This window comes from Erwinia papayae (assembly GCF_058241465.1).
The window spans coordinates 111,147-127,218 of the sequence record NZ_JBZCHT010000002.1; the positions used below are offsets into that span (position 1 = coordinate 111,147).

At 50.9% G+C, this 16,072-nt stretch carries 15 protein-coding genes, 3 tRNA genes and 1 pseudogene; 3 read left to right on the top strand and 16 right to left on the bottom strand.

Annotation, left to right across the window (positions count from 1 at the left end):
* Positions 1 to 67: 67 nt before the first annotated feature.
* Positions 68 to 764 (top strand): annotated as a pseudogene (locus AC3RPL_RS00560) (CTP synthase C-terminal region-related (seleno)protein).
* A gap of 93 nt (positions 765 to 857) precedes the next feature.
* On the opposite strand, the gene rplS reads toward AC3RPL_RS00560, so the two are convergent.
* From rplS to ffh, 5 genes are all read right to left on the bottom strand, one after another.
* On the bottom strand, positions 858 to 1,220 hold the full coding sequence (gene rplS / locus AC3RPL_RS00565; RefSeq protein ID WP_034938423.1) for a 50S ribosomal protein L19: 363 nt from the start codon (positions 1,218 to 1,220) through the stop codon (positions 858 to 860).
* A gap of 45 nt (positions 1,221 to 1,265) precedes the next feature.
* Positions 1,266 to 2,036, bottom strand: coding sequence for a tRNA (guanosine(37)-N1)-methyltransferase TrmD (gene trmD, locus AC3RPL_RS00570; RefSeq protein ID WP_052018847.1), 771 nt, complete (start codon positions 2,034 to 2,036; stop codon positions 1,266 to 1,268).
* A 35-nt stretch (positions 2,037 to 2,071) separates the two neighbouring features.
* Positions 2,072 to 2,620 (bottom strand): ribosome maturation factor RimM, encoded by a 549-nt coding sequence (rimM, locus tag AC3RPL_RS00575; protein WP_034938427.1) that lies wholly within the window; start codon positions 2,618 to 2,620, stop codon positions 2,072 to 2,074.
* 18 nt (positions 2,621 to 2,638) lie between these two features.
* On the bottom strand, positions 2,639 to 2,887 hold the full coding sequence (rpsP, locus tag AC3RPL_RS00580; RefSeq protein ID WP_490738590.1) for a 30S ribosomal protein S16: 249 nt from the start codon (positions 2,885 to 2,887) through the stop codon (positions 2,639 to 2,641).
* A 134-nt stretch (positions 2,888 to 3,021) separates the two neighbouring features.
* Positions 3,022 to 4,383 carry a signal recognition particle protein gene (gene ffh, locus AC3RPL_RS00585; protein ID WP_490738591.1) on the bottom strand — a complete coding sequence of 454 codons (1,362 nt, stop codon included), beginning with the start codon at positions 4,381 to 4,383 and terminating at the stop codon, positions 3,022 to 3,024.
* A 160-nt stretch (positions 4,384 to 4,543) separates the two neighbouring features.
* On the opposite strand from ffh, the gene AC3RPL_RS00590 reads away from it, so the two are divergent.
* Positions 4,544 to 5,335: a cytochrome C assembly family protein gene (locus AC3RPL_RS00590; RefSeq protein ID WP_490738592.1), complete on the top strand. Its 792-nt coding sequence runs from the start codon at positions 4,544 to 4,546 to the stop codon at positions 5,333 to 5,335.
* A 25-nt stretch (positions 5,336 to 5,360) separates the two neighbouring features.
* A complete protein-coding gene (locus AC3RPL_RS00595; RefSeq protein WP_490738593.1) occupies positions 5,361 to 6,653 on the top strand; it encodes an HlyC/CorC family transporter in 1,293 nt (430 codons plus the stop codon).
* Positions 6,654 to 6,709: 56 nt separating this feature from the next.
* On the opposite strand, the gene luxS is transcribed toward AC3RPL_RS00595, so the two are convergent.
* From luxS to recA, 11 genes are all read right to left on the bottom strand, one after another.
* Complete coding sequence (gene luxS / locus AC3RPL_RS00600; RefSeq protein ID WP_034938434.1) at positions 6,710 to 7,225, bottom strand: S-ribosylhomocysteine lyase; 516 nt, start codon at positions 7,223 to 7,225, stop codon at positions 6,710 to 6,712.
* A 158-nt stretch (positions 7,226 to 7,383) separates the two neighbouring features.
* Positions 7,384 to 8,940 carry a glutamate--cysteine ligase gene (gene gshA, locus AC3RPL_RS00605; RefSeq protein WP_490738594.1) on the bottom strand — a complete coding sequence of 519 codons (1,557 nt, stop codon included), beginning with the start codon at positions 8,938 to 8,940 and terminating at the stop codon, positions 7,384 to 7,386.
* A 72-nt stretch (positions 8,941 to 9,012) separates the two neighbouring features.
* The gene (locus tag AC3RPL_RS00610; protein ID WP_490738821.1) at positions 9,013 to 9,414 is read right to left on the bottom strand and encodes a YqaA family protein; all 402 of its coding nucleotides are present in this window, start codon (positions 9,412 to 9,414) and stop codon (positions 9,013 to 9,015) included.
* Between the two features lie 23 nt (positions 9,415 to 9,437).
* The gene (gene yqaB / locus AC3RPL_RS00615; RefSeq protein ID WP_490738595.1) at positions 9,438 to 10,004 is read right to left on the bottom strand and encodes a fructose-1-phosphate/6-phosphogluconate phosphatase; all 567 of its coding nucleotides are present in this window, start codon (positions 10,002 to 10,004) and stop codon (positions 9,438 to 9,440) included.
* A 303-nt stretch (positions 10,005 to 10,307) separates the two neighbouring features.
* A tRNA-Arg gene (locus AC3RPL_RS00620) sits at positions 10,308 to 10,384 on the bottom strand.
* 214 nt (positions 10,385 to 10,598) lie between these two features.
* A tRNA-Arg gene (locus AC3RPL_RS00625) sits at positions 10,599 to 10,675 on the bottom strand.
* A gap of 3 nt (positions 10,676 to 10,678) precedes the next feature.
* Positions 10,679 to 10,771 (bottom strand) — tRNA-Ser (locus AC3RPL_RS00630).
* Between the two features lie 319 nt (positions 10,772 to 11,090).
* Complete coding sequence (gene csrA / locus AC3RPL_RS00635; RefSeq protein WP_004155916.1) at positions 11,091 to 11,276, bottom strand: carbon storage regulator CsrA; 186 nt, start codon at positions 11,274 to 11,276, stop codon at positions 11,091 to 11,093.
* A gap of 249 nt (positions 11,277 to 11,525) precedes the next feature.
* Positions 11,526 to 14,153 carry an alanine--tRNA ligase gene (gene alaS, locus AC3RPL_RS00640; RefSeq protein ID WP_490738596.1) on the bottom strand — a complete coding sequence of 876 codons (2,628 nt, stop codon included), beginning with the start codon at positions 14,151 to 14,153 and terminating at the stop codon, positions 11,526 to 11,528.
* Between the two features lie 138 nt (positions 14,154 to 14,291).
* A complete protein-coding gene (locus AC3RPL_RS00645) occupies positions 14,292 to 14,804 on the bottom strand; it encodes a regulatory protein RecX (protein WP_490738597.1) in 513 nt (170 codons plus the stop codon).
* A 136-nt stretch (positions 14,805 to 14,940) separates the two neighbouring features.
* Positions 14,941 to 16,008, bottom strand: a complete 1,068-nt coding sequence (gene recA / locus AC3RPL_RS00650) for a recombinase RecA (protein WP_379890615.1) — start codon at positions 16,006 to 16,008, stop codon at positions 14,941 to 14,943.
* Positions 16,009 to 16,072 lie beyond the last annotated feature (64 nt).

Below are 16,072 nucleotides of genomic sequence, written 5' to 3' on the forward strand. Positions count from 1 at the left end.
ATTACCGTGCCAGATTGCTAACGTGCATAACACGCTGTAGCATCCTGTTTTACCTGTACAGGAAGTCATGATGAAAAACTTAACCCGAATTGCACTGGTCGGTGATTTCTGTTCTGACATCGTTGCCCACCAGGCGATCCCCCCCCTCCCTTCAACTTGCCGCCAACGCTCTCAATACCGAAGTGACCGCAGAATGGCTACCTACAGAGTCTGTTACCTCTACCGCCGTTTTAGCCCCTTTCGACGCAATCTGGGTAGTCCCCGGAAGCCCATATTTAAATGATGACGGCGCATTTCTGGCCATCACATACGCACGGGAAAATAACGTCCCCTTTCTTGGTTCGTGCGCCGGATTTCAGTATGCCGTAGTGGAATATGCACAAAATGTGATGGGCTGGCGTGATGCGGCTCATGCTGAAACTGAGACAACGGGCAGGATAGTCATCAGTCCATTAAGCTGCTCACTGGTGGAGCAAACCGGGGATATTATTATCGATCCTGACACGGTTATCGCCCGGGCTTATGGACGTCTTACAACGCATGAAGGCTATCACTGCAACTTTGGGATGAATGCGGATTTCATCGCTGAACTACGTGATTTTCCGCTGGTTATCAGTGCATGGGATACTGAAGGTGATGTCCGCGGCATTGAGTTACCGCAACACAAATATTTTGTCGCCACACTATTTCAGTCCGAACGTGCAGCCCTGCGCAACGAGCTTTCCCCACTGGTAGTTGAACTGATCAAAGCCGCTCAGGGTTAATCATTCTGGCGTTGAATCACTCTGCTTACCGGCAATAAAACAGAGATAAAAAAAGGGCCGACCTTGCGGTCAGCCCCTTATTTCACTATTAACTCAGGATGCTGCTTTAGCGCCCAGACGTTCTTTAATACGTGCAGACTTACCAGTACGCTCACGCAGGTAGTACAGTTTGGCCTTACGTACGGCACCACGGCGTTTAACAGTAATGCTGTCAACTACAGGTGAGTGAGTCTGGAATACACGCTCAACACCTTCGCCGTTAGAAATTTTACGAACAGTGAATGCAGAGTGCAGACCGCGGTTACGAATAGCAATAACCACGCCCTCGAATGCCTGCAGACGTTTCTTTGAACCTTCAACGACCCATACTTTCACTTCCACGGAGTCACCCGGACGGAATGAAGGTACGTCCTGTTTCAACTGCTCTTGTTCGATTTGCTTGATAATGTTGCTCATAACTTTGTCTCTTATCCTGGGTAAACTGATATTCAGACATCGCGGCTAACGCCGGGACTGTCCATCATCGTTATATTGCTGGCTGAATTCACAACGGAACTCGTTCAGCAACTTTGCTTGCTCTTCAGTCAGAGCCAGGTTTTCCAGAAGTTCAGGTCTTCTAAGCCAGGTACGACCCAGCGACTGTTTCAGACGCCAGCGGCGAATTTCAGCATGGTTTCCCGACAGCAGAACTGGCGGAACCTCCATCCCTTCTAACACTTCAGGTCGGGTATAGTGTGGGCAATCCAGCAAGCCATCGGAAAACGAATCTTCCTCGGCCGACGCCTGTTTACCCAGCACACCAGGTATAAACCGGGCAACTGAGTCGATCAACGTCATTGCGGGTAGCTCCCCACCGCTGAGAACGTAATCACCGATCGACCATTCTTCATCGATTTCAGTTTTGATTACGCGCTCATCAATCCCTTCATAACGACCACATACCAGAATCAACTTCTGGTTGGTCGCCAGTTCACAAACCCCATGTTGATCGAGTTTGCGACCCTGAGGTGAAAGATAAATCACCCTGGCACCTTCTCCTGCCGCCGCTTTTGCTGCATGGATAGCATCCCGTAGGGGCTGCACCATCATCAACATCCCTGGCCCACCACCATATGGACGTTCGTCCACGGTACGGTGCCGGTCATGAGTAAAGTCACGAGGACTCCAGCTCTGGATGCTGAGCAGGCCGTTTTTTACTGCCCGACCAGTCACTCCGTAATCAGTAATCGCGCTGAACATCTCAGGGAACAGGCTGATTATGCCTATCCACATCGACTGCACTGCTGTCTTACCGCTTTGAACGGAGCTCAAAAACCAGGATCCCAATCGACTTCAATAGAGCCGGTCGTGAGATCGACATTCTTGATAACCTGTCCATCAAGGAACGGAATCAGCCGCTCCTTCGCACCAAATGCATCCTTCAGGTTTGCCTTGACGACGAGTACGTCGTTTGAACCGGTTTCCATCAGCTCTGTGACTTTGCCAAGCTCATAGCCCTGAGTGGTGACTACCTGGCAGCCAATAAGGTCTTTCCAGTAGTAATCGCCATTTTCCAGCGCTGGCAACTGCTTCGAATCCACGACAATTTCACAATTTGTCAGCAGACCAGCAGTATCACGATCGTCAAAACCTTTGATTTTGATAATCATGTCCTGATTGTGGCGCTTCCAGCTTTCCAGCTCGATAAGCTGCCATTGACCCGCCCGCTGGATAAACCACGGCTGGTAGTCAAAAATGCTTTCGGCATCTTCGGTGGAGGAAAACACTTTGAGCCAACCACGGATACCGTAAGCCGATCCCATCTTTCCCAACACTAATGGGTTAGCGGGGGACGACGCGGTGAGTTGCTTGCTCATGTTGACCACCGTGACAGATTAAGCTGCTTTCTTAGCTTCTTTGATCAGCGTACCAACGCGATCAGAGAGAGTAGCGCCCTGGCCAACCCAGTGCTCAATGCGGTCCAGGTCCAGACGCAGTGCTTCAGCCTGACCAGATGCCAGCGGGTTGAAGAAACCAACGCGCTCGATGAAACGACCGTTGCCAGCATTACGGCTGTCAGTAACGACTACCTGATAGAACGGACGCTTTTTAGCGCCGTGACGTGCCAAACGAATTGTTACCATAACATCCTCTTTAGTGAAAAAACAACCGGGCCCCATTGAGGGAACGGGGCCAGGATGCAATATAAAAAGCCCGAAAATTTTACTCATTTTGGCGTAAAAAGCAATCTAAATCGCCTTAGTGAATTCCGATGGGGTTAACGGCCAGGGAAGCCCGGCGGCATCATGCCTTTCATGCCACGCATCATCTTCGCCATTCCACCCTTCTTCATTTTTTTCATCATGCGTTGCATATCGTCAAACTGCTTCAGCAGGCGGTTAACGTCCTGCACCTGCATTCCGGAGCCGGTAGCGATACGACGCTTACGGGAACCTTTGATAATTTCTGGTTTCTCGCGCTCTTTGCGGGTCATGGAATTAATCATCGCTTCAATCCGCACCAGCACTTTGTCATCCATCTGGGATTTGACGTTATCCGGCAACTGCCCCATGCCCGGCAGTTTACCCATCAGACTGGCCATACCGCCCATATTGCGCATCTGCTTCAGTTGCTCAAGAAAGTCGTTCAGGTCAAAACCATCGCCTTTTTTCAGCTTACTGGCGAGTTTCTCGGCCTGCGCGCGGTCAACCTTACTTTCAATGTCCTCGATCAGTGACAGCACGTCTCCCATACCGAGGATACGAGAGGCGATACGGTCTGGATAGAAAGGCTCCAGCGCTTCGGTTTTTTCGCCTACACCCATAAATTTTATGGGTTTGCCGGTAATATGCCGGATGGAGAGTGCCGCACCACCACGCGCATCACCATCAACTTTGGTCAGAACGACCCCGGTCAACGGCAACGCTTCGTTAAATGCTTTCGCGGTGTTGGCCGCATCCTGGCCGGTCATCGCATCAACCACAAACAGGGTTTCTACCGGATTAATGGCGGCGTGGACCTGTTTGATCTCGTCCATCATCGCTTCATCAACGTGAAGACGACCGGCGGTATCGACCAGCAGCACGTCATAAAACTTCAGCTTCGCCTGCTGTAATGCATTTTTGACGATATCAACCGGTTTGTGACTCAGATCGGATGGACAGAAATCCACCCCAACCTGCTCTGCTAAGGTTTCCAGCTGCCGGATTGCCGCCGGGCGGTACACGTCGGCAGAAACCACCAGCACTTTTTTCTTATGCTTTTCGCGCAGGAATTTACCCAGTTTGCCCACGCTGGTGGTCTTACCTGCCCCCTGCAAACCGGCCATCAACACGACAGCCGGAGGCTGTGCAGCCAGATTGAGCGTGTTGTTTTCCGCACCCATTGCGGCAACCAGCTCATTCTGAACAATTTTGACAAACTCCTGACCCGGCGTCAGGCTCTTGTTGACATCCTGCCCCACCGCGCGCTCTTTGACGCGGTTGATAAACTCCCGCACCACTGGCAGCGCAACATCTGCCTCAAGTAATGCCATGCGCACTTCACGCAGCGTGTCTTTAATGTTGTCTTCTGTCAGCCGTCCACGGCCGCTGATATTGCGCAGGGTCTGCGACAATCTGTCGGTTAAATTATCAAACATCGTCTCTCGCTCAACGTAATCAGAGGTCGCCAGGCGACACAATGGTGCGAATGATAGCATGAAGACATGGCGATCTCAGCCTTCTGCGTTGAGATCGTTTGGAGCCGACCGCCGCTGGCGTTATACTGCTTTTTTGCTTACCGGTACCAGACAACTTTTTATGTCCGTATTTGCGATTCTGGCGCTGCTCGCCTATTCCTTTAGTCTTGCTCTGATCATCCCCAGCCTGCTGCGTAAGCAGAGTACCTGGCGGCGACTGGCGGTGATTTCTGCCACCGCAGCGCTGGTTTTTCACGCAGTGGCGCTGCATCAGCGCATTTTTGCTCTGGGCAGCGGTCTTAATCTCAGCCTGCTGAATATTGGTTCACTGGTCAGCCTGCTGATCTGCGTCATCATGACCATTGTGGCCTCACGCAATCGTGGCTGGATACTGTTACCCATTGTTTACAGTTTTGCGCTGATTAATCTGGCGTTTGCCACCTTTGTACCCAATGCTTTTATTACCCATCTGGAAACCACGCCGGGCATGTTGGTACACATCGGTTTGGCGCTCTTTGCCTATGTCACACTGATCATTGCCGCACTTTATGCCCTGCAACTGGCATGGATCGACTGGCTGCTGAAAAACAAAAAGCTGGCGCTCAGCAATGATATTCCGCCGTTAATGACGATTGAGCGCAAGATGTTTCACATCACCCAGGTGGGTGTGGTGCTGTTGACGTTGGTGCTCTGTACCGGATTGTTCTATATGCATAATCTGTTCAGCCGTGAAAATGTCGACAAAGCGGTGCTGTCGATCCTTGCTTGGTTCACTTATATCGTTTTGCTCTGGGGCCACTATCATGAAGGCTGGCGGGGGCGACGTGTAGCCTGGTTCAATTTTGCCGGCGCGCTTCTGCTCACCATGGCCTATTTCGGCAGCCGTATGTTGCAGCACTTTCTGACTTCCTGATCCTCAACTACAAGGAATTGCCTCGTTGGAACAAGTTTCAACTTCGACCCTGATTGTCATTCTGGTGATTATGGTTCTGGTCTCCGCCTGGTTTGCCGGGTCTGAAACCGGCATGATGACGCTCAATCGCTACAAATTACGTCATCAGGCTAAAAATGGTAACCGCTCTGCCCGCCGGGTAGAAAAACTGTTACGCCGTCCAGACCGGCTGCTCAGTCTGGTGTTGATAGGCAATAACCTGGTAAATATTCTGGCTTCTGCGCTGGCCACCATTGTCGGAATGCGGATTCATGGCGATGAAGGCGTGGCAATCGCTACCGGCATTCTGACCTTCTGCGTTCTGGTTTTTGCCGAGGTTCTGCCGAAAACCATTGCAGCCCTGTATCCTGAAAAGGTCGCTTTTCCCAGCAGTCTGCTGCTGGGGCCGCTGCAACTGCTGATGATGCCGCTGGTCTGGCTGCTGAATACCATTACCCGTATCATGATGCGTCTGGTGGGAATGAAAACGGAAGGCGCTGTCAACTCTGCACTCAGCAAGGAAGAGCTTCGGACAATCGTTTATGAGTCACGTTCACTGATGTCCCGCCGTAATCAGGATATGTTGCTGTCGGTGCTGGATCTGGAAAAAGTTAACGTTGACGACATCATGGTGCCACGCAACGAAATCGTCGGCATTAACATCAACGATGACTGGAAATCGATTGTTCGCCAGCTGACCCACACGCCGCATGGCCGTATCGTGCTGTACCGTGATTCTCTTGATGACACTATCAGCATGCTGCGAGTGCGCGAAGCCTACCGCCTGATGACCGAGAAAAAAGAGTTCACTAAAGAGGTGATGCTGCGTTCCGCTGACGAGATTTACTATGTCCCGGAGGGGACACCGCTGAATATTCAGCTGGTGAAGTTTCAGCGCAATAAGAAGAAAGTTGGCCTGGTTGTGGACGAATATGGTGATATCAAAGGAGTGGTGACCATTGAGGACATTCTTGAAGAGATTGTCGGGGATTTCACCACCTCGATGTCACCGACACTGGCCGAAGAGGTTTTGCCTCAAAATGACGGTTCCGTATTAATTGAAGGTAGTGCTAACGTGCGGGAACTGAACAAAGCGTTTAACTGGAAACTGCCTGAAGAGGAAGCGCGGACCGTTAACGGCATGATTCTGGAAGCCATTGAGGATATCCCATTGCCCAATACCACAGTGCATATCGGCAATTACTCAATTGATATTCTCGACGTGCAGGAAAATATGATTAAACAGGTGCGCATCACGCCGAAAAAATCACTCAAGGAGTCAGTGGGATCCACGACGTAAGTCGATAAGAATTTACCGTCCCACCCTCCGGGACGGTAAAAAGAGCGAGCACAAAACTAAATGTGCAGCTCCTGTAGCTTTTCTTTTGGTAACGCCAGTTCGTCGTTGTGGTTAACGCGGATGTCGTTATCAATGATATGGCGGGCAATCTCCTGCGCTTCATCTAAAGAGTGCATTTCAAAAGTGCCGCACTGGTACTCATTCAGCTCAGGGATTTTACGCTGGTCAGACACTTTCAACACATCCTGCATCGCGCCCTTCCAGGCCTGTGCCACCCGCTGCTCATCTGGTGTACCGATCAGGCTCATATAGAAACCGGTGCGGCATCCCATTGGCGAGATGTCGATGATTTCAACCCCTTCACCATTAAGGTGATTACGCATAAAGCCAGCAAACAGATGCTCCAGAGTATGGATACCGCGTTCTGGCATCACCTCTTTGTTTGGCTTACAAAAACGCAGGTCAAACACGGTGATGGTGTCACCATGAGGCGTTTTCATGGTCTTGGCTACACGAACCGCCGGGGCCGCCATGATGGTGTGATCGACGGTGAAACTATCCAGCAATGGCATATTGTTACCTCAACTGATGAATTTATTTTTGCGACGATGAAACTTTCTTTGTCGTGCAGAGTCTGAATATTTGAAAGACGCGCATTTTGTTATCATCATCCCTGACAACAGAGATGTTAATTTGGCCACAGTGATGTGGCCTTTTTCTTTTGTATCAATCAGCTTCTGCTTTTCAGAAAATCTTCAAAGCCAAGCGTATCACTTTCTTCAATTTCCCGCTGTTTAACCTTTGAACGAACCGCTTCCTGCTCAAATTGCTGGTCCGTCAGGATGTCAAATGACTCTTCAGCCAGTTGATGGCGATACTGCTGAGATAACGCCAGCCCTGTTCCCACGATCCCCTTTTCTTTTAGCAGATCCAGGAAACGGGCTGAAAAGGTCAGAGAAGGATCGTCGAAAGAGGCTTCCAGGCGATCACACATCTGCTGGTAGTGGTGGTTACTGTGCTGGCTGTCCAGCGTTTCGGCCACGCGGCGTAAATCCCTGAATAACGTTTTACCAACGTCCTGGAGCGGATGTTGAGCCTCTCCACAACCCATACCCAGCATCAGCCCCGGCTTACGGCCTTCGAGGATCACCCGATTCCAGTTGGTACGGGTGCATGCAAGCTCTTCGCTACTCATTTCCGGCGCATCGGCTAAAGTGCACCAGATGAGGAAAAGATCGAGGAAACGCACCTGATTTTCATCAATGCCAACAGGGGAGAATGGATTAATATCCAGCGACCGCACCTCAATGTACTCTATGCCTCCCCGCAGCAATGCATCAGAAGGATTCTCTCCCGGACGAGTGACACGCTTTGGACGAACAGGCGCATAAAGCTCATTTTCAATCTGCAACACATTGGTGTTAAGTTGCAGCCAGTTGCCCTGCGTATCTTTAACGCCAAGCTTCGCATAGTCTGCTGATGGCGTTTTAATCGCTGCTTTCAGTGCCCGTACATAGTCTGGCAAATTGTTAAAAGTAATACCAAGGCCACTTTGTGACTTATTGGTATAACCTAAGTCGCTTAAACGCAAAGAGGTAGCATAAGGTAGCCAGAGCATACCGTTGTCAGTCCGCTCAAACGGCAGAGCGGTTTCTTTGCCCTGTAGAAATGAGGAACAAATCGCGGGCGAAGCCCCAAACAGATAAGGAATGATCCAGCCAAAGCGATAGTAGTTGCGAATCAGCCGCAAATAGCCATCAGAGATGGCATCCTGAATATGCACTGCATCATTACCAGTCCACGCCTGCCAGAAGGACATGGGTAGCGAGAAGTTATAGTGAACACCCGATATCACCTGCATCAGCGCACCATAACGATTTTTCAGCCCTTCACGATACAGCGTTTTCATCCTGCCGATATTAGAACTACCATACTGAGCCAGTTCAATATGCTGTGAGGCCTCAATCAGGCAGGGCATGCTCATCGGCCACATCCGCTCGTCACCCAGTTCGCGAGCAACGTGACGATGGATATCGCGCAGGAATGCCAGCAGATGCTCAATATTGTCATCAACTGGCGTAATAAATTCGAGCAGCGTTTCAGCAAAGTCAGTGGTGATCCACTTATGGGTCAGCGCTGAGCCAAACAGTTCAGGGTGTCTGGTGGTGGCCAGATGACCGTCAGAATTGACACGCAGCGTTTCGCGTTCAATACCACGACCAATACCTTTCATTGCGTCAGGGTGCGCCTCCAGCCAGGAAAGCGCCTGTGATACATCCGGGATCAAATTGACCTCCCGCTCGGGGAAAATTTATTATTGTTCGGCATAATGTTAATCGCAGCACCGATTATTCGCGAATCAGTGCCACCACTCCATGCCCTGTAATGTTACAAAAGCCAGCACAACATAGCGAAGCGTCTTACCGGCGGCGAGAAAGGACACCACCGGAAACCAGGGAAAACGCAGCCAGCCAGCCACAACACAAAGCAGATCGCCGATGAGCGGTAACCAGCTGAGCAGCAGCGCAGCGGGTCCCCAGCGGTGCAGCCACGCACGGGCTGTGTTGTGCCACCGTCCCTGCTTCCTGAGGGGCAGACAGCGACCAATGATAATATTTGTCAGGCCGCCCAGCGTGTTCGCAAGTGCGGCGGTGAAAACAATGCCAGGCACAGAAACTTTATCGGCTACCAGCAGGCCAACCAGCAAAAGTTCCGAACTACCCGGCAACAGCGTGGCGCTGAGAAAGCTGCTGACAAACATTGCGCCATATTCAGGCCATCCACTCACAGCTGGCGAACATCAACAACATCCATACCTGCGGCCTGCGCAGCACGGATGCCAAAATCAGCATCTTCAAACACCACGCAACGCGCAGGTGCAACGTTCATCAGTTCAGCGCAACGCAGAAAAGTATCCGGTTCAGGTTTATGGCGCATAACGTCATCAGCACCAACAATGGCGTCAAAACAGTCCAGTATTCCAACATGCCGTAACAGCGCCTCTGCCATTGCGTGTTCACTACCGGTCCCCACCGCCATTGGACGACGACCTGCGTATGCTTTTACGACCGCCACTAATGGCAGCGGCTTTACCGTATCAAACAGTATCTCTTTCAGAAGAGCTGTTTTCTCCGCCGCCAGGGCATGGGGATCCAGGTTACAGTGGCTGGCATTAATAATGATTTGTGCAATATGCCACGTAGGCGAACCATTCAGCCCAATGACCAGCTGTGGATCAAAATTAATATCATAACGGGCCAGCACGGTACGCCAGGCTTTGCGATGTGTCGGCTCAGTGTCGAGGATAGTACCATCCATATCGAATATCAGACCGTCATAGCCGTCGTACATAGTTTTTTCCATCCTTGCAGCAGTGAACAAATACTGTAGCGCAAAGCACACTTTTTGTCGCTGTTGATACAGGCGCAAAAATCCTTTGAATTGACAGAGTTTTTTGATTATCAGAATTTGGCAGGAGTAGAAAATTTTGGGCTCAGCAACAGATAATTCGCTGTTTGCAAGCCAGCTTTACTTTCAAAATTACAGAATGAAGCAGGGATAATAAAACAGAACCTGAAGCGGGCTGAAACAGGTTACCAGGCAGATATGTTCATTGTATTGCGTAAGAGCAAAGCTAATCAGGAAGGAGAGATATGGTGCATCCGGGAGGATTCGAACCTCCGACCGCTCGGTTCGTAGCCGAGTACTCTATCCAGCTGAGCTACGGATGCATGACAAAGCTTTTTTACAACGTGGATGTGAGAGACATCCCCTGACGCAAGTCGTTAGCACCGTGTTGATATGCATATCTTACGTGCTGACTACTTACACTCTGCATCAGACAAATTCGCTAACTACGTTCACCTGGCCTAATCAGTCATCGTGATGATCACTGAAACTCTTAACCTGCGCCAGCTAACAAGCTGCAACCAGCCTGACAAAATATGGTGCATCCGGGAGGATTCGAACCTCCGACCGCTCGGTTCGTAGCCGAGTACTCTATCCAGCTGAGCTACGGATGCAAATGGCGGTGAGGCGGGGATTCGAACCCCGGATGCAGCTTTTGACCGCATACTCCCTTAGCAGGGGAGCGCCTTCAGCCTCTCGGCCACCTCACCATACGCACTCTGACGAGTTGTGCTGCTGAACTTTGTTTCTGCTCATCGGCACTGCGTGGCGCACATATTACTTTCCCGGACTTATAAGTCAAACAATTTTTCCCACTACGCAGCTGTTTGCACACTTCACACTCAATACGGATATTTTGGCGGCAAAAAGAGTGAATTATCAACAGATACTGGCACAGCCAGAAGCAGCAAGTGATAAGCAGTTATACCTGTAGCATCGAATGGAAAGTGAGGAAATCAGAAGGTCAGAACAGAAAGGGAAAGGTGAAAGCCGGTGGTGCCTCGCCAGATTAGCGAGGCACCTGATCCGTTAGTAACTCGTTTGCTGAGTTTTTTCGGCCTGAATGCGCTGATAGATCTCTTCGCGATGAACCGAAACTTCTTTTGGAGCGTTCACACCGATGCGAACCTGGTTCCCTTTTACTCCCAGCACCGTTACAGTCACCTCATCACCGATCATGAGGGTTTCACCAACTCGACGAGTTAGAATAAGCATTCTTTGCTCCTTGAAAGATTAAAAGAGTCGGGTTAACTGTATCTCCCGGCATTATCCATCATACAACGCTAAATGTAGACTATGACAAATACACTACAAGTGCATCCTCATACCAATACATTCTGCTGATACTTAGTTTAGCCGAAATACACACCAGCAACCTGACTTTATGTTTTATTGGGATTACACCTGGCCGGGAAACGCCGTGGAACCCTTCCACAGCGCCCTCTGAGATGCTTATCTTAAATGTTACAGTTTTGCAACAACCCAGGCTTCGACGCCAGCCAGTGCCACAGGCAATGCCTGAACATCGCTGCCTCCAGCCTGAGCCATATCCGGGCGTCCCCCACCCTTACCACCAATCTGCTGGGCCAACTGCCCCACCAGCTCTCCAGCTTTCACGCGATCGGTCACATCTTTAGTGACACCAGCAATCAGCGATATCTTGCCTTCCTCCACCGTCGCCAGCACGATAATTGCGGACTTCAGTTGATTTTTCAGGTCGTCGACCATGGTGCGCAGCATTTTCGGCTCAACGTTAGTGAGCTCACTCACCAGAAGCTTCACACCCTTAATATCAAGCGCCTGACTGCTCAGTGAAGCACTTTCCTGCGCCGCCTGCTGATCTTTCAGCTGCTGTAACTCTTTTTCCAGCCCACGAACGCTTTCCAGCATTGCCCTCACTTTCTCATGAAGGTTGCCATGGTTAGCTTTAAGCAACTGGGCGATGTCCTGCAACTGTTCGCTCTGTACATGCACCTGCTTCAGAGCGCCTTCACCTGTCAAAGCTTCGATACGACGCACGCCTGCCGCAGTTCCTGACTCAGAAATAATCCGGAACAAACCAATATCACCGGTGCGCTCTGCATGGGTTCCACCACAAAGCTCGGTAGAGAAATCGCCCATTGTCAGCACGCGCACATGATCATCGTATTTTTCGCCGAACAGCGCCATCGCCCCCAGCGCTTTTGCTGCATCGAGCTCCATAATTTGGGTGTCAACGGCAAGATTCCGGCGGATTTGTGCGTTAACAATATCCTCTACCTGGCGAATTTCCTGCGGCTTCATCGCTTCGAAATGGGAGAAGTCAAATCGCAGGTATCGATCGTTAACCAGCGATCCTTTCTGCGCCACATGGTGACCTAACACCTGACGTAATGCGGCATGCAGTAAATGTGTCGCAGAGTGGTTCAGGCGGATGCGGCCACGGCGTAATTCATCAACCTGTGCCGCCAGGTGTTCCCCAACCCGCAGATGACCCGATGCCAGTTTGCCGTTATGACCAATCGCCTGACCATATTTTTGTGTGTCAGTAACGGTAAACACGGCATGACTGTTTTTCAGTTCGCCGGTATCACCCACCTGACCGCCCGACTCACCATAGAATGGCGTTTCATCGAGGACAATGACGCCCTCCTGACCTGCGGTGATTTGTTCAGCGGGTTGGCCGTCAACAAAGATAGCGGTTACTGATGCCGTCAGTTCGAGTTGCTCATAGCCTTTGAACGTTGAAGCCGCATCAACACGAATAGTATTGTTGTAATCAGTACCAAAGCCGCTGGCATCGCGAGCGCGCTGACGCTGCTGTTCCATCGCCCGCTCAAAACCGGGTTCATCTATTTTCAGGTTACGCTCACGACACACATCTGCCGTCAGGTCTACCGGAAAGCCGAAGGTATCATACAGGCGGAACACGGTTTCCCCATCCAGGGTATCGCCCTGTAATTTCGCCAGTTCCTCATCCAGCAGCGCCAGACCACGCTCCAGCGTTTTGGCAAACTGCTCTTCCTCGGTCTTTAACACCTGCTCGACCTGAGACTGCTGATTTTTTAAATCGTCACCGGCCGCGCCCATGACCTCAATCAACGGGCCGACCAGCTTCCAGAAGAAGGTGCCTTGTGCGCCCAGCATGTTGCCATGACGAATGGCACGTCGAATGATACGACGCAGTACGTAACCCCGGTTTTCATTTGAAGGGATCACCCCATCGGCAATCAGGAATGCACAGGAACGGATATGATCAGCAATCACGCGCAGTGATTTGCTGTTCAGGTCCTGGGCAGCGGTTACCGCGGCTACGGATTTAATCAATTTCTGAAACAAATCGATTTCGTAGTTAGAATTTACGTGCTGCAACACCGCCGAAATACGCTCCAGTCCCATGCCGGTATCAACCGAAGGCTTTGGTAGCGGCAGCATTGTGCCGTCAGACTGGCGGTTAAACTGCATGAAGACCAGGTTCCAGATCTCAATATAGCGATCCCCATCCTCTTCCGGGCTGCCCGGAGGTCCACCCCAGATATGATCGCCGTGATCGAAAAATATTTCGGTACAGGGGCCACACGGACCGGTATCGCCCATCTGCCAGAAATTATCAGATGCAAAGGCACCGCCCTTATTATCACCGATGCGGATGATGCGCTCACGGGGTACACCAATATGGTCGGCCCAGATGTCATAAGCCTCATCATCAGTTTCGTATACGGTGACCCACAACCTCTCTTTCGGCAGACTGAACCATTGCGCACTGGTCAGTAGCTCCCAGGCATATTCAATCGCTTCACGCTTGAAGTAATCACCGAAGCTGAAATTGCCCAGCATTTCAAAGAAAGTATGGTGACGAGCGGTATAGCCAACGTTTTCCAAATCGTTATGCTTGCCCCCGGCACGCACACAGCGCTGTGACGTGGTGGCCCGGGAGTAATTACGTTTGTCCTGGCCAAGGAAAACATCCTTGAACTGGTTCATACCGGCGTTGGTGAACAGTAAGGTCGGGTCATTCGTTGGTACGAGGGAGCTACTGGCTACAACCTGATGTCCCTTGCTGTGAAAAAAGTCGAGAAACGCCTGGCGAATCTCCGCAGTGCTCTTGCTCATAAATATCCTGGAATCACGCTAACGAACGTTTCGTGGGGCTGACATACCGGCAGGATTGATCTTTTACCGGTAACGCACGAACAAAAAGTGGTGAATAAGATAAATTTTCTTCGATGGGAAGTAAAATCCCATCGTTACTCAATCATCAAAATTTGAAAAAATGCTACGGATGTCTTCGGCAAGAAAACCCTTTGTCATCAGCCAGCGCTGTACTTTTGCTTTTTCCTTCCAGTCTGATGGCAGTGGCAGGCCAAACTTTCGTTCTGCCGCTTCACAGGTTTTGCTGCGCCAGTCTATTTCTGCGTTGGACAACGCGGCAGTTGTTACAGCCTGATCCACGCCCTTCTGGTTCAGTTCCATGCGAATACGCTGCGGGCCGTAGCCTTTACGGCTTCGACCGGCAATATAGCGCTGTGCAAAGTGGCTGTCATCGAGATACCGGTTTTCGTAACACCACGCCACCACCTGATCGATTTGTTCTGGTGAAAGGCTTTCTGATGGATGATCATTGCTGACAGAGAGAGCAGCGCGCTCTGCTGACAATGACAGCTTGCGGCGTAATTCGGCTTCGCTGTGATCACGCATGGCAAGGATACGCATGGCGCGCTCAAGCAAACGGGGAAACGAGCTACGATCTTTTGTTTCAGGCATCTTGCTCCAAAACTTTCAGCTTAATGAAATGGCGAAGGGTAAGATTAACGAGGAACAACGGAAGAAACAAAAAAAGGAACGGGCGAACCGTTCCTTTTCGTCAGACAGGGCGGGAAGAACTGCCCATCAGGCTACATCAAAAATTTTCATTTGCTTCGCTGATTTCACCCATCTCGCTCTCATCAGCGGCAAAATCAGGTTTACTGTCCGGATTGTTCAACAGCATGGTGCGCAGTTTGGTTTCGATTTCACTGGCCACCGCCGGATTTTCCTTCAGGAAGTTGCCCGCATTAGCTTTACCCTGACCAATCTTGTCACCGTTATAGCTGTACCAGGCACCGGCTTTTTCAATCAGCTTGTGTTTGACACCCAGATCCACCAGCTCGCCCAGTACGTTGATACCTTCACCGTACATAATCTGGAATTCAGCCTGTTTGAATGGCGCGGCGACTTTATTTTTGACCACTTTAACCCGCGTTTCGCTACCGACGACTTCATCACCTTCTTTTATCGCGCCAATACGACGGATATCCAGGCGGACAGAAGCGTAAAACTTCAGAGCGTTACCACCGGTAGTGGTTTCCGGATTACCGAACATCACACCGATTTTCATACGGATCTGGTTAATAAAGATCAGCAGGGTATTCGACTGCTTCAGGTTACCTGCCAGCTTACGCATTGCCTGGCTCATCATACGTGCCGCAAGGCCCATGTGAGAGTCACCGATCTCCCCTTCGATTTCCGCTTTTGGCGTCAGAGCAGCCACGGAGTCGACGATAATCACGTCCACCGCGCCGGAGCGGGCCAACGCATCACAGATTTCCAGCGCCTGCTCACCGGTGTCCGGCTGCGAACACAGCAGGTTATCAATATCCACGCCAAGCTTTTTAGCGTAAACCGGATCCAGCGCGTGCTCCGCATCGATAAACGCACAGGTTTTACCTTTGCGCTGAGCAGCCGCGATGACCTGTAGAGTCAGCGTGGTTTTACCAGAAGATTCCGGTCCATAGATCTCGACGATACGGCCCATTGGCAGGCCACCCGCGCCCAGCGCAATATCCAGCGACAGAGAACCGGTAGAGATGGTTTCCACATCCATAGTGCGGTCTTCACCCAGGCGCATGATAGAACCTTTACCAAATTGCTTTTCAATCTGGCCGAGTGCGGCTGCCAGTGCTTTTTGCTTGTTTTCGTCAATAGCCATTTCAACTCCTAATCACGCGGGGTAAAGCACACATACGCGGCTTTGTATCACATTCAAGATGACG